Source organism: Nonomuraea africana (assembly GCF_014873535.1).
Lineage (GTDB): Bacteria > Actinomycetota > Actinomycetes > Streptosporangiales > Streptosporangiaceae > Nonomuraea > Nonomuraea africana.
The window spans coordinates 7,447,673-7,467,853 of sequence record NZ_JADBEF010000001.1; the positions used below are offsets into that span (position 1 = coordinate 7,447,673).

General features: G+C 67.2%; 23 protein-coding genes, 1 tRNA gene and 1 pseudogene. 15 read left to right on the forward strand and 10 right to left on the reverse strand.

Going from position 1 to position 20,181, the window contains the following annotated elements:
- The first annotated feature begins 66 nt into the window (after positions 1-66).
- The gene (locus H4W81_RS48935; protein ID WP_264083207.1) at positions 67-234 is read left to right on the forward strand and encodes a hypothetical protein; all 168 of its coding nucleotides are present in this window, start codon (positions 67-69) and stop codon (positions 232-234) included.
- 63 nt (positions 235-297) lie between these two features.
- On the opposite strand, the gene H4W81_RS35410 is transcribed toward H4W81_RS48935, so the two are convergent.
- The 7 genes from H4W81_RS35410 to rpmH all read right to left on the reverse strand — a co-directional run bounded on the left by H4W81_RS35410 (position 298) and on the right by rpmH (position 4,601).
- Positions 298-1,266: a ParA family protein gene (locus H4W81_RS35410; RefSeq protein ID WP_225960536.1), complete on the reverse strand. Its 969-nt coding sequence runs from the start codon at positions 1,264-1,266 to the stop codon at positions 298-300.
- Between the two features lie 137 nt (positions 1,267-1,403).
- Entirely contained in the window at positions 1,404-2,075 is a 672-nt protein-coding gene (gene rsmG / locus H4W81_RS35415; protein ID WP_192778777.1) for a 16S rRNA (guanine(527)-N(7))-methyltransferase RsmG, read from the reverse strand.
- A 224-nt stretch (positions 2,076-2,299) separates the two neighbouring features.
- Entirely contained in the window at positions 2,300-2,788 is a 489-nt protein-coding gene (locus H4W81_RS35420; RefSeq protein ID WP_192778778.1) for a Jag family protein, read from the reverse strand.
- Between the two features lie 44 nt (positions 2,789-2,832).
- A complete protein-coding gene (gene yidC / locus H4W81_RS35425) occupies positions 2,833-3,786 on the reverse strand; it encodes a membrane protein insertase YidC (RefSeq protein WP_192778779.1) in 954 nt (317 codons plus the stop codon).
- A gap of 4 nt (positions 3,787-3,790) precedes the next feature.
- On the reverse strand, positions 3,791-4,057 hold the full coding sequence (gene yidD / locus H4W81_RS35430; RefSeq protein WP_192778780.1) for a membrane protein insertion efficiency factor YidD: 267 nt from the start codon (positions 4,055-4,057) through the stop codon (positions 3,791-3,793).
- On the reverse strand, positions 4,054-4,398 hold the full coding sequence (gene rnpA, locus H4W81_RS35435; RefSeq protein ID WP_192778781.1) for a ribonuclease P protein component: 345 nt from the start codon (positions 4,396-4,398) through the stop codon (positions 4,054-4,056). Before rnpA ends, yidD begins: the two co-directional genes overlap by 4 nt.
- Before the next feature lie 65 nt (positions 4,399-4,463).
- The gene (gene rpmH, locus H4W81_RS35440) at positions 4,464-4,601 is read right to left on the reverse strand and encodes a 50S ribosomal protein L34 (protein ID WP_043614899.1); all 138 of its coding nucleotides are present in this window, start codon (positions 4,599-4,601) and stop codon (positions 4,464-4,466) included.
- Positions 4,602-5,038: 437 nt separating this feature from the next.
- Between rpmH and dnaA the strand changes: the two genes are divergently transcribed.
- The 9 genes from dnaA (at position 5,039) to H4W81_RS35485 (ending at position 16,597) form a co-directional block, all read left to right on the forward strand.
- The gene (gene dnaA, locus H4W81_RS35445; protein ID WP_192778782.1) at positions 5,039-6,556 is read left to right on the forward strand and encodes a chromosomal replication initiator protein DnaA; all 1,518 of its coding nucleotides are present in this window, start codon (positions 5,039-5,041) and stop codon (positions 6,554-6,556) included.
- Positions 6,557-7,080: 524 nt separating this feature from the next.
- Positions 7,081-8,220 (forward strand): DNA polymerase III subunit beta, encoded by a 1,140-nt coding sequence (dnaN, locus tag H4W81_RS35450; protein WP_192778783.1) that lies wholly within the window; start codon positions 7,081-7,083, stop codon positions 8,218-8,220.
- Positions 8,221-8,265: 45 nt separating this feature from the next.
- Positions 8,266-9,207, forward strand: a complete 942-nt coding sequence (gene gnd / locus H4W81_RS35455; RefSeq protein WP_192778784.1) for a phosphogluconate dehydrogenase (NAD(+)-dependent, decarboxylating) — start codon at positions 8,266-8,268, stop codon at positions 9,205-9,207.
- A 79-nt stretch (positions 9,208-9,286) separates the two neighbouring features.
- Positions 9,287-10,519: a DNA replication/repair protein RecF gene (gene recF / locus H4W81_RS35460; RefSeq protein ID WP_192778785.1), complete on the forward strand. Its 1,233-nt coding sequence runs from the start codon at positions 9,287-9,289 to the stop codon at positions 10,517-10,519.
- Entirely contained in the window at positions 10,509-11,003 is a 495-nt protein-coding gene (locus tag H4W81_RS35465; protein ID WP_318782206.1) for a DciA family protein, read from the forward strand. Before recF ends, H4W81_RS35465 begins: the two co-directional genes overlap by 11 nt.
- A 326-nt stretch (positions 11,004-11,329) precedes the next feature.
- Positions 11,330-13,252, forward strand: coding sequence for a DNA topoisomerase (ATP-hydrolyzing) subunit B (gene gyrB / locus H4W81_RS35470; protein ID WP_397127942.1), 1,923 nt, complete (start codon positions 11,330-11,332; stop codon positions 13,250-13,252).
- A 33-nt stretch (positions 13,253-13,285) separates the two neighbouring features.
- Positions 13,286-15,787, forward strand: coding sequence for a DNA gyrase subunit A (gene gyrA, locus H4W81_RS35475; protein WP_192778787.1), 2,502 nt, complete (start codon positions 13,286-13,288; stop codon positions 15,785-15,787).
- A gap of 3 nt (positions 15,788-15,790) precedes the next feature.
- The gene (locus H4W81_RS35480; RefSeq protein ID WP_225958950.1) at positions 15,791-16,393 is read left to right on the forward strand and encodes a DUF3566 domain-containing protein; all 603 of its coding nucleotides are present in this window, start codon (positions 15,791-15,793) and stop codon (positions 16,391-16,393) included.
- 130 nt (positions 16,394-16,523) lie between these two features.
- Positions 16,524-16,597, forward strand: a tRNA-Ile gene (locus tag H4W81_RS35485).
- A gap of 63 nt (positions 16,598-16,660) precedes the next feature.
- Here the strand turns inward: H4W81_RS35485 and H4W81_RS50230 are convergent.
- A pseudogene (locus H4W81_RS50230) lies at positions 16,661-16,963 on the reverse strand (tyrosine-type recombinase/integrase); the annotation flags it as partial.
- A 44-nt stretch (positions 16,964-17,007) separates the two neighbouring features.
- Here H4W81_RS50230 and H4W81_RS35495 point away from each other — a divergent pair.
- Positions 17,008-17,217: a hypothetical protein gene (locus tag H4W81_RS35495; RefSeq protein WP_192778788.1), complete on the forward strand. Its 210-nt coding sequence runs from the start codon at positions 17,008-17,010 to the stop codon at positions 17,215-17,217.
- A gap of 22 nt (positions 17,218-17,239) precedes the next feature.
- Positions 17,240-17,476, forward strand: coding sequence for a hypothetical protein (locus tag H4W81_RS35500; RefSeq protein WP_192778789.1), 237 nt, complete (start codon positions 17,240-17,242; stop codon positions 17,474-17,476).
- Between the two features lie 353 nt (positions 17,477-17,829).
- Here the strand turns inward: H4W81_RS35500 and H4W81_RS35505 are convergent, their stop codons facing one another.
- A complete protein-coding gene (locus tag H4W81_RS35505; protein WP_192778790.1) occupies positions 17,830-17,997 on the reverse strand; it encodes a hypothetical protein in 168 nt (55 codons plus the stop codon).
- A 154-nt stretch (positions 17,998-18,151) separates the two neighbouring features.
- Complete coding sequence (locus H4W81_RS35510) at positions 18,152-18,733, reverse strand: TetR/AcrR family transcriptional regulator (protein WP_192778791.1); 582 nt, start codon at positions 18,731-18,733, stop codon at positions 18,152-18,154.
- A gap of 94 nt (positions 18,734-18,827) precedes the next feature.
- Here H4W81_RS35510 and H4W81_RS35515 point away from each other — a divergent pair, with 94 nt between their 5' ends.
- The 3 genes from H4W81_RS35515 to H4W81_RS47925 all read left to right on the forward strand — a co-directional run bounded on the left by H4W81_RS35515 (position 18,828) and on the right by H4W81_RS47925 (position 20,159).
- Positions 18,828-19,685 carry an NAD(P)-dependent oxidoreductase gene (locus tag H4W81_RS35515; RefSeq protein ID WP_192778792.1) on the forward strand — a complete coding sequence of 286 codons (858 nt, stop codon included), beginning with the start codon at positions 18,828-18,830 and terminating at the stop codon, positions 19,683-19,685.
- Positions 19,686-19,820: 135 nt separating this feature from the next.
- Positions 19,821-19,976, forward strand: coding sequence for a pyridoxamine 5'-phosphate oxidase family protein (locus H4W81_RS47920; protein ID WP_435832300.1), 156 nt, complete (start codon positions 19,821-19,823; stop codon positions 19,974-19,976).
- A gap of 30 nt (positions 19,977-20,006) precedes the next feature.
- Positions 20,007-20,159, forward strand: a complete 153-nt coding sequence (locus H4W81_RS47925; protein WP_225958951.1) for a hypothetical protein — start codon at positions 20,007-20,009, stop codon at positions 20,157-20,159.
- The last annotated feature ends 22 nt before the right edge of the window (positions 20,160-20,181 follow it).

Here is a 20,181-nt window from a genome sequence, read left to right on the forward strand (position 1 = left end):
AAGCCGTACCTGAAGGATGCGGCTACGGCGGAGGCACGGAGTGCTGATCGCCTTGGTGGCCATGCGATGCGGGCGGGCGGGGGGCCCAAGGGTACCGGGCCCAAGGAGGCCAGGCCCAAGGAGGCCAGGCTCAAGGAGGCCAGGCCCAAGGAGGCCAGGCTCAAGGAGGCCAGGCTCAAGGGAGTCGAGCGTGGGTGGAAGTCTGCGGTTGCAGAGGCCGGGAGCTCCGGCTAATGAGGGGGAAGTGTGGCGGAAGGGGAGAGCCTCACAGCGACGGCTCCCCCGCCCGCACCCCGATCAGACCGTCACCGCCCGATACGCGATCTCCCGAGCCGCATCCATATAAGCCATGGCCCCACTGGACCCCGGGTCATACGTCATAACCGACTGCCCGTAACTGGGCGCCTCCGACAACCGCACGCTCCTCGGGATGACCGTGTTCAGCACCGTGTCCCCGAAGTGCGCCCGCACCTCGTCCGCCACCTGCGACGCCAGCCTCGTCCGCCCGTCGTACATCGTCAGCACGATCGTCGACAGGTTCAGCGTCGGGTTCAGATGCGCCTTGATCAGGTCAACGTTCCGCAGCAGCTGCCCCAACCCCTCCAACGCGTAGTACTCGCACTGGATCGGGATCAACACCTCGTCCGCCGCCACGAGCGCGTTGACGGTCAGCAGCCCCAGCGACGGCGGGCAGTCGATGATGATGTAGTCGAGCTCCACCGCGTCGAACGCCGACAGCGCGCGACGAAGCCGCGCCTCACGAGCGACCAGCGAGACGAGCTCGATCTCCGCCCCCGCCAGGTCGATGGTCGCCGGAGCGCAGTAGAGGCCCGGCATGTCCGGAACCTCCTTGACGATGTCCGCCATCGGCAGGTCGTCGACGAGCACCTGGTACACGTCGGGGACGTCACCGCGGTGCTCGGTGGCCAGGGCGGTCGAGGCGTTCCCCTGGGGGTCGAGGTCGACGACGAGCACGCGCTCACCGTTCATCGACAGAGCGGCCGCGAGGTTCACGGAGGTCGTCGTCTTGCCGACGCCGCCCTTCTGGTTCGCGACAGCGATGACACGGCACTTGGAAGGACGCGGCCACGAACCGCCGCGAGGCGCGGGGGTGTCCGACGTGGGGGCTTCCGAGAGGGAGGCGTCCGGCGGAGGAGCGTCTGCCGTCTGGGTCGCAGATGTTTCACGTGAAACCACGGAACTGAGTGCCTCTCGTACCAGCGGCGAATCGCCGGGGTTAAGGGGGGTCTGGGTCACGATGGCCATCCTTTCAACCAGCGGCCGGGTGCTGCCCGCAATGCTGTGCCGCGACACGCCCATTTCCGGCCAGCCGAGACCTGACGGGCTCTCGGGGCGGGGTTTTCCCGGCCACCCGAGTCCGCTGGACGAGTCCGGCACAACCGTCACCTCTTTCGTCGGCGCCGTCCTGACGCCGGCGCGCGACCCGCGACTACTCGGACCAAAGTTGCAGGCGGCTCGACCTTACCGTGCCCGACCGAGATCAGCTCGGCCGTCTGGGCCCCACACGCCCGCAACTGTGCGTCGGCCTCGGCGAGTTCCTCTGCCGCGCGCTCCCCCTTCATGGCGATGAGCTGGCCGCCCTCGCGCAGGAGCGGCATCGACCACTTCAGGAGACGGTCGAGCGGTGCCACGGCCCGGGCGCTGGCGACGTCGAACTCCCGCTTGCCCGCCAGATCCTCGGCCCGTCCGCGCAGCACCTCGACGTTGTCGAGCTTGAGCGCGGCGACGCACTCCTCGAGAAACACGGTACGGCGGAGCAGCGGCTCCAGCAGCGTGACCGTGAGGTCCGGCCGTACGATCGCCAGGACCAGGCCGGGCAGGCCCGCGCCCGAGCCGATGTCGACCAGACGGACGTTCTCGGGGATGGCCTCGGCGACCACGGCGCAGTTGAGCAGGTGGCGGTCCCAGATCCGGGGCACCTCACGCGGGCCGAGCAACCCGCGGACGACCCCCGGACCGGCCAGCAACCGTGCGAACTCCTGCGCCCTGTCCCACGCGTCGCCGGTGAACACCTCGCGCGCTATCTGCGGTGGAGCCGTCAGCTCGTCGCTCACTGATCCGGTGGCCTTTCCTGAATGTGCGGGTACTGGGTGGTATGGCGTGGCCCCGGGCGTAGGGCCTCCAGGGACGAAGACTAGCCGCACCCGTGGCCCGCGCGACCGAGGCGCGAAGGCCCCGTAGGAGCGGGACACGGGGAGCAGGCGGATGCCAAACGAAAGGCCGCCAGCCCCAGAGGAGCCGACGGCCTGGCGGGCGCCTGCCGTACCCGACGGATGGATCAGACGGGCAGGACGACCACGAAACGGTGCGGCTCCTCGCCCTCGGACTCACTGCGCAGCCCGGCGGCGGCGACAGCGTCGTGCACGATCTTGCGCTCGAACGGGGTCATCGGGTGCAGCGACTTCGGCTCGCCGTTGCGCCTGACGGTCTCGGCGACCTCGGTGCCCAGCTTGCTCAGCTCGGCCCTGCGCTTCTCCCGGTAGCCGGAGACGTCGAGCATGAGCCTGGACCGCTCCCCCGTCTGCCGGTGGACGGCCAGGCGGGTCAGCTCCTGGAGCGCCTCGAGAACCTCGCCACCCGGGCCGACCAGGTCGGTGCCCTTGACACCGACGACGGAGACCAGCGCACGGTCCCCTTCGACATCCATGTCGATGTCGCCGTCGATGTCGGCGATGTCGAGCAGACCCTCCACGTAGTCCGCCGCGATCTCGCCTTCCTGCTCAAGCGCCGCAAGATCCGGAGCCTTCTCCTGCTCGGCCTCGGTCACGTCGGGCCTCTCTTTCGTGCTGTGGATCGACGTCGTGGTGTGGGTCAAGACTTCTTGCTGCCCGTGCGCTTGCTGCGGGGCTGCCTGCTGGGCTGCTGCCGGATGATCTTGGGTTCCGGCTTCTCCGGCGGCGCCTCCTCGGCGGCCGGCGCGTTCTTCTTCACCTTGGACAGCAGGCCGCTCTTGGGCGCGACGGGGATCACGTTGCCCTTGGCGTCGAACTCGGGCGCGGGGTTGCGGGCGTAGAACCAGTGCTGCTGGCCCAGCGTCCACAGGTTGGTCGTGACCCAGTAGAAGATCAGGCCCAGCGGGAAGTTGAGGCTGAAGAAGGCGAACAGCGGAGAGATGTACATCAGGATCTTCTGCTGCGACGCCATGGGGTTGTCGGGCATCTGCTGCATGGAGCGGGTGACGCTCTGCCTGACGGTGAGGAACGTCGTCAGCGAGCTGATCGCCACGAAGATCGCAAGCACGATCTTGGTCTGGACGACACCGGCGCCGAAGGACTCGATCTGGGTGCCGCTCATGAAGAAGTTGGCGGGCAGCGGCGCGCCGAAGATGTGGGCGGCTCGCGCGCTGTCGACGAACTGCTGCGTCATCCCGAACTTGAGTTCGCCGTGCGCCATCGCGTTCAGCACGGTGAACATCGAGATGAAGATGGGGAACTGCGCGAGAACGGGCAGGCAGCCGCCGAGGGGGTTGGCGCCCTGGCCCCGATAGAGGTTCATGACCTCTTCGTTCATGCGCTGCTTGTCGTTCTTGTAGCGCTTGCGGATCTCCTGCACCTTCGGCGCGAGCTCCTGCATCTTCTTCGACGAGCTCATCTGCTTGAGGAAGAGCGGGAAGATCAGCAGCCGCATGGCGACGGTGATCGTGATGAGGGTCAGCGCCCACGCGAGCCCGCTGTCGGGGTCGAGGAAGGTGCTGTAGCCCTGGTGAATCCAGGTGAGGACTTGGGCGATGGCCGTGTAGAGCCAGTTAAGCCAGGACAGCTCCACCGAGCTAGCTCCCTTGCGTTTCGTGGGACCGAACCGGGCGTGGGGGCACCGGGTCAAAACCTCCGGGATGGAATGGGTGGCAACGCCCGATGCGCCGGACAGTCAGCCATATGCCGCGCAAAGCACCATGTACGGCTATCGCCTCAAGCCCATAAGCACTGCATGAGGGGTAAAAACGGCAGCGTGGACCCAGCATCGGGCTGATGAACGCCCGATAGAACCTGATCGGGGCCATCAGCGCCCGAGCAGGAAGGCCAGTCTGCTCCGTCATCGTTGTTCTCGCCTTGACAAACGATCCAGCGCGGCATCGAGTTCAGCGGCAAGGCGCTCGTGTCGCGCGGACGCGGCAGGTGGATTAGCGCGTACCACAAGCAGGCTACCTCGCGGCAGCCTTGCTAGACGGTCCCGCATCAGGTGTCGGAGCCGCCGCTTGACCTTGTTGCGCACGACGGCGCCGCCCACGGCCTTGCTCACCACGAAGCCGACCAGTGGCGGTCCGTCTCCCGCGACTTTCAGATGCAGGACGAGGGTGGGGCGACCGGCCCGGGTTCCTCGCTTGACCGCGGCGGAGAAATCCTCACCCCGCCGCATGCGGGACTCTCGTGACAACACGTCAGACGCCTATCGCCCGCCGACGAGAAGCGCCGGCGGGCGACCAAGCTGGGACAGGGCGACCGTCAGGCCGACAGCTTCTCGCGGCCCTTGCGGCGACGAGCGGCGAGGATCGCGCGGCCGGCCCGGGTGCGCATACGCAGCCGGAAGCCGTGGGTCTTCGCGCGGCGACGGTTGTTCGGCTGGAAAGTACGCTTGCTCACGAGTGGGCTCCAGGCTTGAAAGTGCACCCCCGCCTTCGAGCGGGAGCGCGTGACACACATGGCTGGCCTGCCGAAGTCGAGAGGGCATGCAAAAGAGCCGTCACGCGACAAGCCGACCGTCGTACGTTACGGGCCAGGCACGCTCCAGGTCAAACCGGCCGGGTTTTCCACGTTTCCACAGGCAACTTTTCCACCGGGGTTCGCGCGTCCACAGTCTGTGCACTCAGGTGCCACTAGTCTGTGGACAACGACCTGAGCACAGGTGTGCACAACTCCCCGACCCCAGCCGTAACGAGGGGATCACTCTGTGCACAACTTGTGGATCTCCTGTGGAACACCTGGGGAGATCGCACATCGGACGGCCTGTGGATAGACGAGCGAACAGCGATCATGACTGCTTGCTCTGTGTGGATAAACAATGGAGGGGAAGCCACACCATGAACGGGGACGACCTCGGCACGGTATGGGCGCGCGCGCTGGCCAACTTCCTCAACGACAACCTGCCCATCCAGCAGCGGACCTGGCTGGCGATGGTCAGGCCGATCGCCATGGCGGGCGACACGATCGTCCTCGGCGTCCCCAACGAGTTCCTCAAGGACCTCATCGAGGGCAAGCTGCGCTCCCATGTGGGCCACGCCCTCTCCCAGGAGCTCGGCCGCCCCGTACGGCTGGCCGTGATGATCGACACGACCACCCCCGACCAGCCGATGGGCGAGTCTCATCCCCAGCCTGTGAACGGGGGTTTTCCCCAGGCGCCCGAGCCTGTGCAGAGTTATGCACAGCCCAGCTACCAGGCCCCGGAGACCACTCCCTTCTACGCTCCGCCGCCCGAGCCTCCACAGGTATCCACCGAATATCCACAGGCGCAGCCCGAGCCTCCACAGAACCGGTGGGAAGCCAAGAGCACCAAGCCGAGCGAGCCCGCCAGGCTGAACCAGAAATACACATTCGAGACATTCGTTATCGGCGCCAGCAACCGCTTCGCGCACGCGGCTGCCGTCGCGGTGGCGGAGGCGCCGGCCAAGGCCTACAACCCGCTGTTCATCTACGGCGACTCGGGCCTGGGGAAAACCCACCTGCTCCACGCGATCGGCCACTACGCCCAGTCGCTCTACGACGGCGCGCGGGTGAGGTACGTGAGCTCCGAGGAGTTCACCAACGACTTCATCAACAGCATCCGCGACCACAAGGCCGACGGTTTCCGCAGCCGGTACCGGGCGATCGACATCCTGCTTGTGGACGACATCCAGTTCCTCGAGGGCAAGGAACAGACGCAGGAGGAGTTCTTCCACACCTTCAACACCCTCCACAACGCCAACAAGCAGATCGTCATCTCCAGCGACCGGGCCCCGAAGCAGCTGATCACCCTGGAGGACCGGCTGCGCAACCGGTTCGAGTGGGGCCTGATCACCGACGTCCAGCCACCCGAGCTGGAGACGCGCATCGCGATCCTCAGGAAGAAGGCGATCCAGGAGGGGCTGGCCGCCCCGCCCGAGGTGCTGGAGTACATCGCCAGCCGGATCTCCACGAATATCCGCGAGCTCGAGGGCGCGCTGATCAGGGTCACCGCGTTCGCCAGCCTCAACAGGCAGGGTGTGGATCTCCAGCTGGCCGAGGTGGTGCTGAAGGACCTCATCACGACCGACGCGAGTTCGGAGATCACGATCGCCACGATCATGGCGAAGACCGCCGAGTACTTCGGGATCTCCATCGACGACCTGTGCGGCAGCTCGCGCAGCAGAGCGCTCGTCAACGCCCGCCAGATCGCGATGTACCTGGCCAGAGAGCTGACGGACCTCTCGCTCCCCAAGATCGGGCAGCAGTTCGGCGGCCGCGACCACACCACGGTGATGCACGCCGAACGGAAGATCCGCTCGCTCATCGCCGAACGCCGCTCCATGTACAACCAGGTCAACGAGCTGACGATGCGCATAAAGCAGACATCGAAGGCCTGACTGTACACACCCTGTGGATAACTCTGTGGACCAGCTCAGACGGCCTCTCCGGGGGCAGATGAAGATCAAAAAGCGCCGACACCGCCCACAGAGCCTGGGGATAAGGGTGGGGACATCTTGAGGACAACCTGGGGACAACTCGTGGACAACTTGTGGACGCCCTGTGAACAGGCGAAACAGGAGTTCCAGGTGACCCTCTTTTCCCCGTGGATAACCTGTTGAAACCCAGTGGATAACCGGTGGACGACGACCCCCCGATCTGGGGACGGCCTGTGGGCAACGCGGCGTCATCCCCAGGCGCCGAAGTTCTCCCCAGGCTTCGCCCACACCGGCAGTGGATGAAAACAGCCGGGATGAGCTGCGGAAACGTCGGTCATCCACAACATCCACAGCCCCTATGAAGATGACTTCCTCTATCTCTTACTAAGAAACTCAAAGACCCATAGAGGGGTTCTCCCGGAGCTCAGGTGCGGGAGAGTGAACACTGAACAAGCAGCGACGACCAAAGCAGGAGGCTGATCCCCGTGATGTTCCGGATCGAGCGCGACGTGCTCGCTGAGGCGGTCGCATGGACGGCACGCAGCCTCCCTGCGCGCCCGTCCGTGCCCGTCCTGGCCGGCATGCGCATGGAAGTCACCGACGCGGGCCAGTTGAAGCTCTCGGGCTTCGACTACGAGGTCTCCGCCGAGGTGACCCTCGAACCCCAGACCGGTGAGCCGGGCGTGGTGCTGGTCTCGGGCAAGCTGCTCGCCGAGATCACGCGCGCCCTTCCCGCACAGCCTGTGGATTTCGTCGTGGACGGCGCGAAGGCGGTCGTCACCTGTGGCAGCGCGCGGTTCACCCTGCTGACCATGCCTGTGGAGGACTACCCGTCGCTCCCCTCGATGCCGCCGGCCGCGGGCCGGGTGGGCAGCGACGTCTTCGCCTCGGCCGTCGGTCAGGTGGCCGTCGCCGCGGGCAGGGACGACACGCTGCCGATGCTCACCGGTGTGCGCATGGAGATCGAGGGCGACACCGTCACGCTCGCGGCCACCGACAGGTACCGCCTCGCCGTACGAGAGCTGAAGTGGCAGCCGGGCCAGCCCGACTTCTCGGCGATCGCGATGATCCCCGGAAAGACGCTCGCCGACACCGCCAAGGCGCTCGGATCCACCGGCGCCGAGGTCGAGATCGCGCTCAGCTCGGCCGGCGGCACGGGCGAGGGCATGATCGGCTTCTCCAGCGCGGGCCGCCGCACCACCACGCGCCTGCTCGACCCCGAGTTCCCCAAGTACCGCTCGCTGCTGCCGACGGAGTTCTCGGCCAAGGCCGATCTGTCCACAGGCCCGTTCGTCGAGGCCGTGAAGCGTGTGGCGCTGGTCGCCGAGCGCAACACCCCCGTACGGCTGGCCTTCCGCGGCGGCGAGGTCGTCCTGGAGGCGGGAAGCGGCGACGAGGCGCAGGCCGTCGAGGTGCTGCCGGTCGACTACCAGGGCGACGAGATGAACATCGCCTTCAACCACCAGTTCCTTCTCGAGGGCCTCGGCGCGATCGACTCCGACGTCGCCAGGCTGCAGATGACCACCTCGACGAAGCCCGCTATCCTCACTGGCGGCAAGCCTGTGGACGACGACGGCACTCCCGACTACCGTTACCTGATCATGCCTATCCGCTTGTCCAGCTGACACGGCCATCGGCGATGATGGAAGCCTGACAAGGGGGTTATCAACATGCAGATCGGCATGGTCGGGCTCGGGAAGATGGGCGGCAACATGGCCGAGCGGCTGCGCCGCGGCGGTCACGAGGTGGTCGGATACGACCGCGACCCGGCGGTCAGCGACGTCTCCAGCCTCAAGGAGCTCGTCGACCGGCTCCAGACGCCGCGCGCGGTGTGGGTCATGGTGCCCGCCGGCGAACCCACCCAGCTCACGGTCAACCAGCTCGGCGAGCTCCTCGACGAGGGCGACCTGGTGATCGACGGCGGCAACTCGCACTATGTGGACGACCAGCGCCACGCCGAGGAGCTCAAGGCGCACGGCATCGGCTTCGTCGACTGCGGCGTCAGCGGCGGCGTGTGGGGCCTGCAGAACGGCTACGCGCTCATGTGCGGCGGCGACAAGGCCAGCGTCGAGCGGCTGATGCCGATCTTCGAGACGCTCAAGCCCGAGGGCGAGGACGGCTTCGTCCACGCCGGCGACGTCGGCGCGGGCCACTTCGCGAAGATGGTCCACAACGGCATCGAGTACGGCATGATGCAGGCCTACGCCGAGGGCTGGGAGCTGCTCGAGGCCTCCGACATCGTCAAGGACGTCCGGGGTTCGTTCTCCAGCTGGCGCACCGGCACGGTGATCAGGTCGTGGCTGCTCGACCTGCTGGTCCGGGCGCTCGACGACGACGAGCACCTCGACGAGCTCAAGGGTTACGCACAGGACTCCGGCGAGGGCAGGTGGACCGTACAGGCCGCGGTGGACCACGCGGTCCCGCTGCCGGTGATCACCGCCGCGCTCTACGCCAGGTTCGCCTCGCGCCAGGACGACTCGCCCGCGATGAAGATGGTCGCGGCGCTGCGCAACCAGTTCGGCGGCCACGCGGTCACCTCGGCCGCGGGCGCCACCGAGAAGGGCGCGGACTCCCCCGGCGCCGACGTGACCCCGCCGCGAGAGGCGGAGTGACCCGCGGGCCATACCCGTTTTCCACAGGGGTGCACGGCGATGACCCCAGTGGTCGGTGTGGCCCACTAACCTTCGTGGGGTGCATGTCGCCCATCTCTCGCTGACCGATTTCAGGTCCTACGCCGCCGTGGAGCTCGGCCTCGAGCCTGGCGTCACGGCGTTCGTCGGGCCGAACGGCCAGGGCAAGACCAACCTGGTCGAAGCCATGGGCTATGTGGCGACGCACTCCAGCCACCGGGTCGCCAACGACGCCCCTCTCGTACGGCACGGCGCGGCCCGCGCGATCGTGCGCTGCGCCGTCCAGCGAGAGGACCGGCGCGCGCTCGTCGAGTTGGAGATCAACCCGGGCAGGGCCAACAGGGCGCGGCTCAACCGCTCCCCCGTCCCCCGCCCTCGCGACGTGATCGGCATCCTGCGCACGGTGCTGTTCGCGCCCGAAGACCTCGCTCTGGTGAAGGGCGACCCGGCCGAGCGCAGGCGCTTTCTCGACGACCTCCTGGTGGCCCGTGCGCCGCGCTTCGCGGCCGTCAGGGCCGACTACGACCGCGTGCTGAAGCAGCGCGGCGCCCTGCTGCGTACGGCCGCCCAGGCGCGCCGTGGGCGCGGCGGATCGCGCAGGGCGGAGAGCGAGGCGGCCTTCGCCGCCGCGGGCGCGGGAGACGTCCTGAGCACCCTGGAGGTGTGGGACGCCCACCTCGCCAGGCACGGCGCCGAACTCCTGCGGGCCCGGCTCGATCTCGTCGAGTCGCTGCGCCCGCTGGTCGCCGCGGCCTATGCTTCGCTGGCGCCCACGAGCGCCCCCGCGGAGCTGTCCTATCGCAGCACGTTGTCCACAGGTGGGGATGACGCGGAGGACGAACAGGCCGGTGGGAGCGGATCTCCTGATGCACAGACGTTATCCACAGACCTGGGGAAAACCCTTGAGTCGCGGTTGAGGGAGCGGCTGCTCGAGGTCCGCCAGGCGGAGCTGGAGCGGGGCGTCACGCTGGTCGGTCCACATCGCGACGACCTGATTCTCGGCCTGGGCGAGCTGCCCGCGCGGGGCTACGCCAGCCATGGCGAGTCGTGGTCGTTCGCGCTGGCGCTGAAGCTGGCCGCCTACGACCTGCTGCGCGCCGACGGCGGCGATCCCGTCCTCATCCTCGACGACGTCTTCGCCGAGCTCGACAGCCAGCGCAGGCGCCGCCTCGCCGAGATCGTCGCCCCCGCGGAGCAGGTGCTGATCACCGCCGCGGTCGCCGACGACGTGCCCACGGAGCTGATCGGCTCCCGTTTCGATGTCGCTGGGGGGAGTGTGACCCGTGTCCGATGAGGAGAACCCGGCCGCCCGCGGGGCGGCGCTGGCCAGGGAGAAGCTCGCCCAGGCCAAGGCCGACGCGGCCAGGCGCGGGCAGCTCCCCCGCCGCGAGCCGCGCAGGAAGGCGCAGCAGCGCGACGCGGGCGACCCGCAGCTGTTCGGCCGGGCGATCATGGATCTGCTCGCCACCAGGGGCTGGGAGCGCTCGGCCGCGGTCGGCGGCGTCTTCGGCAGGTGGCCCGAGATCGTGGGGCCCGACCTCGCCGCCCACACCAAGCCGGAGGCCTTCGAGGACGGCGAAGTGATCATCGCCGCCGATTCCACGGCGTGGGCGACGCAGGTGCGGCTGCTGGCCCGCACCCTCATCCGCAGGCTCAACGAGGAGCTGGGCGAGGGCACGGTCAAGAAGGTCAAGGTCAGAGGGCCGCAGAACGCGCCCAGGCCGACCGGCGGGCTGCGCGTCACGGGCAGTCGCGGACCGGGTGACACCTACGGGTAAATCCCATGCCTGGCGATCAGGCAGCCCCAGAGCGACTGAGCACCTCTCCCAGAGGGGGGATGCTTGAGTGGGGGGAAAACGAGCTACAGGGCATCACAGGCGCGTTCAATGCCACCTTCAGCCCGCGGAGCCGGTAGAATGAAAGCGGATTCCGGACACGTCCGCTTGCGTGTCACCCGCGGCATGCGAGCCGACTCCCCTGGGTGACCGCGCATCGGAGCACTCACGACGGTGACGGGCACGGCAGGGGCAACTGGCAGGTGTCGCCTCCCCCGCCGCGTGTCCGCGGCAGGAGGATTTCGCAGTTGTCCTACGACGCTAGCTCAATCACCGTACTCGAAGGGCTTGAAGCGGTCCGCAAGCGCCCGGGTATGTATATCGGATCGACCGGCGAGCGCGGTCTCCACCACCTTGTCTACGAGATTGTGGACAACTCCGTCGACGAGGCCCTCGCCGGCCACGCCGACCGCATCGACGTCACGCTGCTCGCCGACAACGGCGTGCGGGTGGTCGACAACGGCCGCGGTATCCCCACGGGCATCCACCCTGTGGAAAAGGTCTCCGCCGTCGAGGTCGTCCTGACGACGCTGCACGCGGGCGGCAAGTTCGACGGCAAGTCCTACGCGGTCTCCGGCGGCCTGCACGGCGTCGGCTCGGCGGTCGTCAACGCGCTGTCCACAGCCATGGACGTGGAGATCAAGCAGAACGGCCACGTCTGGCGCCAGCGCTTCGAGATGTCCAAGCCCGTCGCTCCCCTGTCGAAGGACGAGCCGACCGACGAGACCGGCACCTCGATCACCTTCTGGGCCGACCCGGGGATCTTCGAGACCACGCTGTGGAACTTCGAGACGCTCTCGCGCCGCTTCCAGGAGATGGCCTTCCTCAACAAGGGTCTGACGATCACGCTGACCGACGAGCGGCCCGACCACATCAACGGCGAGGTCCACCGGGTCGAGTACCACTACGAGGGCGGTCTGTCCGACTTCGTGAAGCACCTCAACTCCAAGAAGGAGCCCGCGCACGCGTCGGTCATCGACTTCGAGGCGCACGGCGAGGGCATCTCTGTCGAGATCGCCATGCAGTGGAACAACTCCTACTCGGAGTCGGTCTACACCTTCGCCAACACCATCAACACCGCCGAGGGCGGCACGCACGAGGAGGGCTTCCGCGCCGCGCTGACCTCCATCGTCAACCGCTACGCGCGCGAGCAGAAGTTCCTCAAGGAGGGCAAGGACGACAACCTCTCCGGTGAGGACGTCCGCGAGGGTCTGACCGCGATCGTCTCGGTGAAGCTGGCCGACCCCCAGTTCGAGGGCCAGACCAAGACCAAGCTGGGCAACACCGAGGCCAAGTCCTTCGTCCAGAAGGCCTGCAACGACCACGTGCGCGACTGGTTCGAGCGCAACCCCGGCGAGGCCAAGGACATCATCAACAAGTCGCTGCAGGCCGCCCGCGCCCGCCTGGCGGCTCGCCAGGCCCGCGACCTGACCAGGCGCAAGTCGCTGCTCGAGTCGGGCAGCGGCCTGCCGGGCAAGCTGGCCGACTGCCAGTGGAACGAGCCCGACAAGTGCGAGCTGTTCATCGTCGAGGGCGACTCGGCGGGCGGCTCGGCCAAGGGCGGCCGCGACTCGCGCTTCCAGGCGATCCTGCCCATCCGCGGCAAGATCCTGAACGTCGAGAAGGCCAGGATCGACAAGGTCCTGAAGAACAACGAGGTCCAGGCGCTGATCACCGCGCTCGGCACCGGCGTGCACGACGAGTTCGACATCGCCAAGCTGCGCTACCACAAGGTGATCCTGATGGCCGACGCCGACGTCGACGGCCAGCACATCAACACGCTGCTGCTGACGTTGCTGTTCCGCTTCATGCGGCCGCTGATCGAGGCGGGCCACGTCTACCTGTCCTGCCCGCCGCTCTACAAGATCAAGTGGGACCGCAAGGGCGACGACGCCTCCTACGCCTACTCCGACGCCGAGCGTGACGCGGTCATCGCCCAGGGCATCGCGGCCGGCAAGCCCGACCCCCGCCCGCGCGACAACGTCCAGCGGTTCAAGGGTCTGGGCGAGATGAACGCCGGGCAGCTGTGGGAGACCACGATGAACCCGGACACCAGGCTCCTGCGCCAGGTGACGCTCGACGACGCGGCCCAGGCCGACGACCTGTTCAGCGTGCTCATGGGCGAGGACGTGGAAGCCAGGCGCGACTTCATCATCCGTAACGCGCGCGACGTCCGGTTCCTCGACGTTTAGCGGTAGCCGTACCACAAAGAAGGATCTTCACCTGTGACGGATGTGACAACTCCACCCCCGGCTGACCGCATCGAGCCTGTGGACATTCAGTCCGAGATGCAGCGCAGCTACATGGACTACGCGATGTCGGTCATCGTGTCCCGTGCGCTGCCTGACGTCCGCGACGGTCTCAAGCCCGTGCACCGCCGGGTGCTCTACGCCATGTACGACGGTGGCTACCGTCCCGACCGCGGCTACTTCAAGTGCGCCCGCGTCGTCGGTGACGTCATGGGCACCTACCACCCCCATGGCGACACCTCCATCTACGACGCGCTCGTACGGCTGGCGCAGCCGTGGTCGCTGCGCTATCCGCTGGTCGACGGCCAGGGCAACTTCGGCTCGCCCGGCAACGACCCCGCGGCGGCGATGCGGTACACCGAGTGCAAGCTCGCGCCCATCGCCATGGAGATGCTGCGCGACATCGACAAGGACACCGTCGACTTCCGGCCCAACTACGACGGCAAGTCGCAGGAGCCCGACGTCCTGCCCGCGCGCATCCCGCAGCTGCTCGTCAACGGCTCGGGCGGCATCGCTGTCGGCATGGCGACCAACATCCCGCCGCACAACCTGCGCGAGGTCGCCTCGGCGGTCAAGTGGTGCCTCGAGAACCCCGAGGCCACCGACGAGGAGCTGCTCGAGGCGGCGATCGGCCTGGTCAAGGGGCCCGACTTCCCCACCAGGGCGCTGATCGTCGGCAGGCGCGGCATCGAGGACGCCTACCGCACGGGCCGCGGCTCGATCACCATGCGGGCCGTCGTCGAGGTCGAGGAGGACGGTAAGGGCCGGCAGTCGCTGGTCGTCACCGAGCTGCCCTACCAGGTCAACCCCGACAACCTGGCGCTGAAGATCGCCGAGCTGGTCCGCGAGGGCAAGCTCACCGGCATCGCCGACGTGCGTGACGAGAGCTCCTCCAGGGTCGGCCAGCGCCTGGTGATCGTGCTCAAGCGCGACGCCGTCGCCAAGGTCGTGCTCAACAACCTGTACAAGCACACCCAGCTGCAGGACACCTTCGGCGCCAACATGCTGGCCCTGGTCGACGGCGTGCCGCGCACGCTGCGCCTCGACCAGTTCATCAAGCACTACGTGGCGCACCAGGTCGAGGTCATCGTCCGCAGGACGCGCTACCTCCTGCGCAAGGCCGAGGAGCGCGCCCACATCCTGCGCGGCCTGCTCAAGGCGCTCGACCGGATGGACGAGGTCATCGCCCTGATCAGGCAGTCCCCCTCGGCCGCCGAGGCGCAGGGCGGCCTGATGACGCTGCTCGACATCGACGAGATCCAGGCCCAGGCCATTCTCGACATGCAGCTGCGCAAGCTCGCCGCCCTGGAGCGCCAGGCGATCCAGGACGAGTTCGACCACCTGATGACGCTGATCGCGGAGTACAACGCGATCCTGGCCAGCCCGGTCAGGCAGCGCGAGATCATCAACGAGGAGCTGGCCGAGATCGTCGCCAAGTTCGGCGACGAAAGGCGCACCGAGATCATCGCCTACGACGGTGACATGTCGATCGAGGACCTCATCGCCGAGGACGAGATCGTCGTCACCATCACCCGCGGCGGCTACGCCAAGCGCACCAAGACCGATCTTTACCGGGCGCAGAAGCGCGGCGGCAAGGGCGTGCGCGGGGCGCAGCTGCGCCAGGACGACATCGTCGACCACTTCTTCGTCACCACGACCCACCACTGGCTGCTGTTCTTCACCAACAAGGGCCGCGTCTACCGGGTCAAGGCGTACGAACTGCCCGAGTCCGGACGTGACGCGCGCGGCCTGCACCTGGCCAACCTGCTGGCCATGCAGCCGGACGAGACAGTCATGGAGGTCCTCGACCTGCGCGACTACCTCGTCGCGCCGTACCTCGTGCTGGCCACCCGCAGTGGCCTGGTCAAGAAGACCAGGCTGTCGGAGTACGACTCCCCCAGGACCGGCGGCCTGATCGCCATCAACCTCAGGGAGGACGACGAGGTCATCGCGGCTCGCCTGGTCTCCGAAGAGGACGATCTGCTGCTCGTCTCCAAGGGCGCCCAGTCCATCCGCTTCACCGCCACCGACGACGCGCTGCGTCCGATGGGACGCGCCACGAGCGGCGTCATCGGCATGAGATTCCTTGATGGAGACGAACTTCTCGCCATGAATCGGATGGCAGATGGCGAAGACGTGCTTATCGCCACGGAAGGCGGGTACGCGAAGCGCACACCCGTCGAGCAGTATCCGGTACAGGGACGTGGCGGAAAGGGCGTGCTGACTGCGAAGATTGTCACCTCTCGTGGCAAGCTGGTCGGAGCCGTCATGGTCAACCCGGAGAACGAGGTCTTCGCGATCACGTCCAACGGCGGGGTGATCCGGACGAGTGCCGGGGAGATCAAGCAGTCCGGCCGCCAGACCATGGGAGTGCGCCTGATGAATCTCGCCGAAGGCGACAGCGTCGTGGCCCTCGCTCGGAACGCCGAGTCGATGGAGACTTCGGTGGAGGCTGAGGAAGACGGGGGAGGAGAATAATCCATGAGCGCCCAGGGCGGTCCCGCCAAGACGACGCCGACTCGTGAGAACGGGCAGAAGAAGCCCGAGACCGAGGTTCTCGACATGGTCGGGAACACGACGGAGCAGGAGCAGGAGCAGGTGGAGGAGCAGCAGAACGAGACGGTCCGCATCCGTCCGTCGCTGACCTCCGAGGCTCCGCCGCCCGCTGTCGAGCTGCCGAAGAAGAAGGCCGCCGCGGCCGCACGCCTGCCGCGCAAGGCGCACCTTGTGCTGCGGCGGGTGGAGCCGTGGTCGGCGATGAAGTTCAGCTTCGTCGTCTCCCTGGTTTGCTTCGTGGTGCTCTTCGTCGCAGTCGCTGTGTTGTACGGCGTGCTGTCGGCTCTCGGGGTCTTCGACTCGATCGTCCAGACGGTCAACCAGCTGACCCAGGCCGACGGCCAGGCATCAGGCAGCTTCGATGTGTCCAGCTGGTTCGAGCCGGTGCGGATCCTGGGGTACACCGCCCTGATCGGCGCGGTGAACGTCGTGCTGATCACCGCGCTGTCGACTCTTGGCGCCGTCATCTACAACATCGCCGCCGATCTGGTCGGCGGGGTCGAGGTGACGTTCAGCGAGGCCGAGTAGGCCGACGTCCGGCCCCTGCTCTAGTTCGCGATCTGGCGGCGCGAGGAGGGGCCAGGACACGGTAAGCTTTTCTCCGTCGGAACAACCGGTTCGCCTCTCCTCGGTAGATGCGATACGGTTCGTTGTGCGCGGGGCTATAGCTCAGACGGTTAGAGCGCTTCCCTGATAAGGAAGAGGTCCCAGGTTCAAGTCCTGGTAGCCCCACCCAGCTAGAAGGCCCGTCGGGATGATCCGGACGGGCCTTTGACGGCAGTAGAGACGGCAACGCTACTCGCTCGCACCCCCGAAGAGCTCCCCCGAGATTCTTCCGATGGCTTCCCGATGCGACTCCTGATCTCCGTGCGTGTAGATCTCCATCGTGACTGAGATACGTGCGTGCCCCAAGATCTCCTTTGCGTCTCGGGGGGAGACCTTCAGGTCCTTGAGCATCGTGCCCGTTGTGTGCCGGAGGTCGTGGAGCCTGATTCGGCGTAGACCGTTGTCCTTGATCATCCGCTCAAAGGCCCGTCCAAGGTTGGTCGGTTCGATCGGCCCACCCGAGCGGGAGGCGAAGACGAGCCCAGAGTCCTGCCAGCTCTCCCCCGCCTTGCGCTTGGCCTCTGCCTGGAGCTGGCGTGTTCGATGATGGCATCTCGGACGAAAGGCACCAACGGGAGCGTTCGCCGGCCGGTATCGGTCTTTACCGGCACCCGTTCGAGCTTGCCCTTGATCCGCTGGACCTGCCCTTCCACTCGGATCGTGTTCGCTTCAAGGTCCACGTCGTCCCAGGTGATCCCCAGCACTTCACCACGCCGGAGCCCGTAGACCAGGAGGAGACCCCTTGATCCCTGTGAGACACTCGCGCACATGACCGAGTCTGAGCCGCCCAAAAGGGACGGCACGCAAGCACCAACGTCCAATATGGATCAGTTGGGGCTCGGCATCATCGCTCTCACTGTGGTGCTCGCCGTCGGCTGGTGGTTGTCCGAGCCTGTTGATCCTTTCCCTGTAAAAGGGCTCCTCGTGGTGCTCATCCTGTTGGTGGTCGGCTTCGGCATCCGTCTCGAAGGTGTCATCCGCAATAACGATCACCGGCGTTCTTGAGCAGGCACCTGACGGCAGCAGAGATGGCAACGGCCCCGAACAATGCCTGATCAACTCGTGTGCCGACACCAGCCGTTTCCCTGGCGGGAGCCGTACAGCGCGGTCAATGATCGTGCTGATAAGGAAGAGGTCCCAGGTTCAAGTCCTGGTAGCCCCACCCAGCTAGAAGGCCCTTTTCCAAGATTTTGGGGAGGGCCTTTCATTGTTTGGGACACGATCTTCAGGTGCCCGTCGGTGGCGATCAACTCGTCCAGGGTGCTCTGGCCCATCGGTTGGCCGCGAGCTCGCCCACAGCGGCCCTCCGTCCGAAGGTCTTGACGTCGCCCACCGATGCCTGTCCGTCGCCCGTAAAGCTAGTCGCGGTGGTTCTCGTCGGCGCAGTGCGGTTGGCCGTCGTTTATCCATTGGGCGAGGTTGTCCTTGGACATCCAGCCCTGCAGCGAACTGCCCTTCACTCGCGCGTAGACCCACGTCTTCCCGTAGGAGTTCCGCTGTCCCGAAATCGGGTTACTCGCGATCATCTGAAAAGGGATGCTCCGCAGGCCGTACAGGCGGGGCTGGTGACATCTCCAGCGGCCGTCGATGGCGACGGTCCTGCCCGTGCTCGTGGATGCTGGTGATCGGGCTCCAGGCCTTGAAGTCGCCCTACGCCGGCCGGCGCCTGAAGCCCAGGTGTCAGCGGTAGCTGTCGATGAGTCGGGCGAGGTGCCTTCCGGCGATTTCCAGGGGCGCCTCGCTCTGCGAGACCTGCGCGGACATCTCCGCGCCCTCCAACGTGTTGATCACCGTATGGGCCAGATCGTGCGCGACGTCCTCGCCGAAGCCCGACCTGAGAAGCTTGTCGCGGACGAGGCCACGCCAGTTCTCGAAGGCCTCCTCGGCGGCCCGCTGGATGTCGGGTTCGAGCCCCGCGCTCTCGAGCGCCGTGGTGGTGATGGGGCAGCCGTCGAGCCAGCCCGAGTCGCGTAGGCCCGCGGCGAGGTCGCGCGTGCAGGCGATGATCGCCGTACCGGGGTCGTCCACGCGGTCGAGCCACCCTCGCAGGACCTCGGCGAACTCCCTGTCGCCGTGGCGGATCGCCTCGACCGCGAGCTCCCGCTTCCCGCCTGGGAAGAAGTGATAGACCGAGCCGAGCGTGGCCTCGGCCTCCCTGGAGATCTCCTTGAGCCCGGTCGCTCCGTACCCCTGCCGCTGCATCAGCCGGGAGGTCGTCCGGATGATCCGCTCGCGGGTGCCGATCTCGTGCTTGGTCACCATGTCTCCAGAATAGTGGATAGAGCGTTCGTTCTAGACCTGTGGTAGCGTCCCCGTTCTAGATAGAGCGTTCGTTCTAGTGCTCGAGGAGACAGCCATGAATTCCGTGACCGTGATCGGCCTTGGCCCCATGGGGCAGGCGATGGCCAACGCCTACCTGGACAGCGGCTACGAGGTGACCGTGTGGAACCGCACGGCCGGCCGGGCCGACGCGCTGGTGGCCCGTGGCGCCAAGCGCGCGGAGAGCGTCGAGGCCGCGCTGACCGCCAACGAGCTGGTGGTGCTGAGCCTGATCGACTACGCGGCGATGTACGCGATCCTGGAGCAGGCGCCCTCCGCGGCGCTGTCCGGCCGTACGGTGGCCAACCTCACCTCCGACACCCCCGACCAGGCCCGCCAGGCGGCGGCGTGGATGGCCGAGCGCGGCGCCGTGCAGATCACCGGCGGTGTCCAGGTGCCGCCTCCCGGCATCGGCCAGCCGGAGGCGCAGACATACTACAGCGGCCCCGAGGACGCGATCGAGGCCCACCGGTCCGCCCTGGAGGTGCTAACGGAGATCGACTATCTCGGCGAGGATCCGGGTCTGGCGGCGCTGTTCTACCAGATCGGAATGGACATGTTCTGGACCGGCATCCTGAGCTACGTGCACGCGCAGGCCGTGGCGGAGGCCAACGGCATCTCGGCTGAGCGCTTCCTGCCCAACGCCGTGAAGACCATGGACTTCCGGTACTTCCTGGAGTTCTACGCCCCTCGCATCGCCGCCGGCAACCACGAGGGCGACGTGGACCGGCTGGCCATGGGCGTGGCCAGCATGGAGCACGTCCTGCACACCGTGGAGGCCTCCGGCGTGGACGGCTCGCTGCCCGCGGCCGTCCTGGACATCTTCCGCCGCGGCGTCGCCGCCGGACACGGCCAGGACAGCCTCACCAGCCTGATGAAGGTGCTGACGCGGTAGTTTCACGTGGAACAGGGCTGGTGAGGCTGGTTGCAGGGGGTGTGAGCGAAGAGACCGCGCCCCCTGTCCTACGACGCGCTCTCCGCGCTGCTGAGCCGCCACCCGTTCGGCGTCCTGGGCACCGGCAAACGCAGGATGCTCTACCAGTGGGACGCGGCGGCCAGGATCATCAGATTCTCGACGACCGCCGACCGGATCAAGGTGCGCCGGCTGCGGAACGACCCGCGAGCGTCCTTGCACGTGTCGAGCGAGGACCACTGGCCGTCCGCGGTGGCCGAGGGGGAGGCGTAGGTCTCCGAGGTCTCGACGGAGCCGGGCGACGTGGCCGGGCGTGAGCTGCTCGCTTTGATGTCCGCGCCCGCCTCGCCCGAGGACGAGCTGAAGATCCTCAAGCGGCTGGCCGCCGAGCGCCGGGTCGTCATCCGGCTGAACGTGAGCCGCCTGTACTGGACCGTGCTGGACATCGACGGATGAAGCCGCGACGAACACATCACCC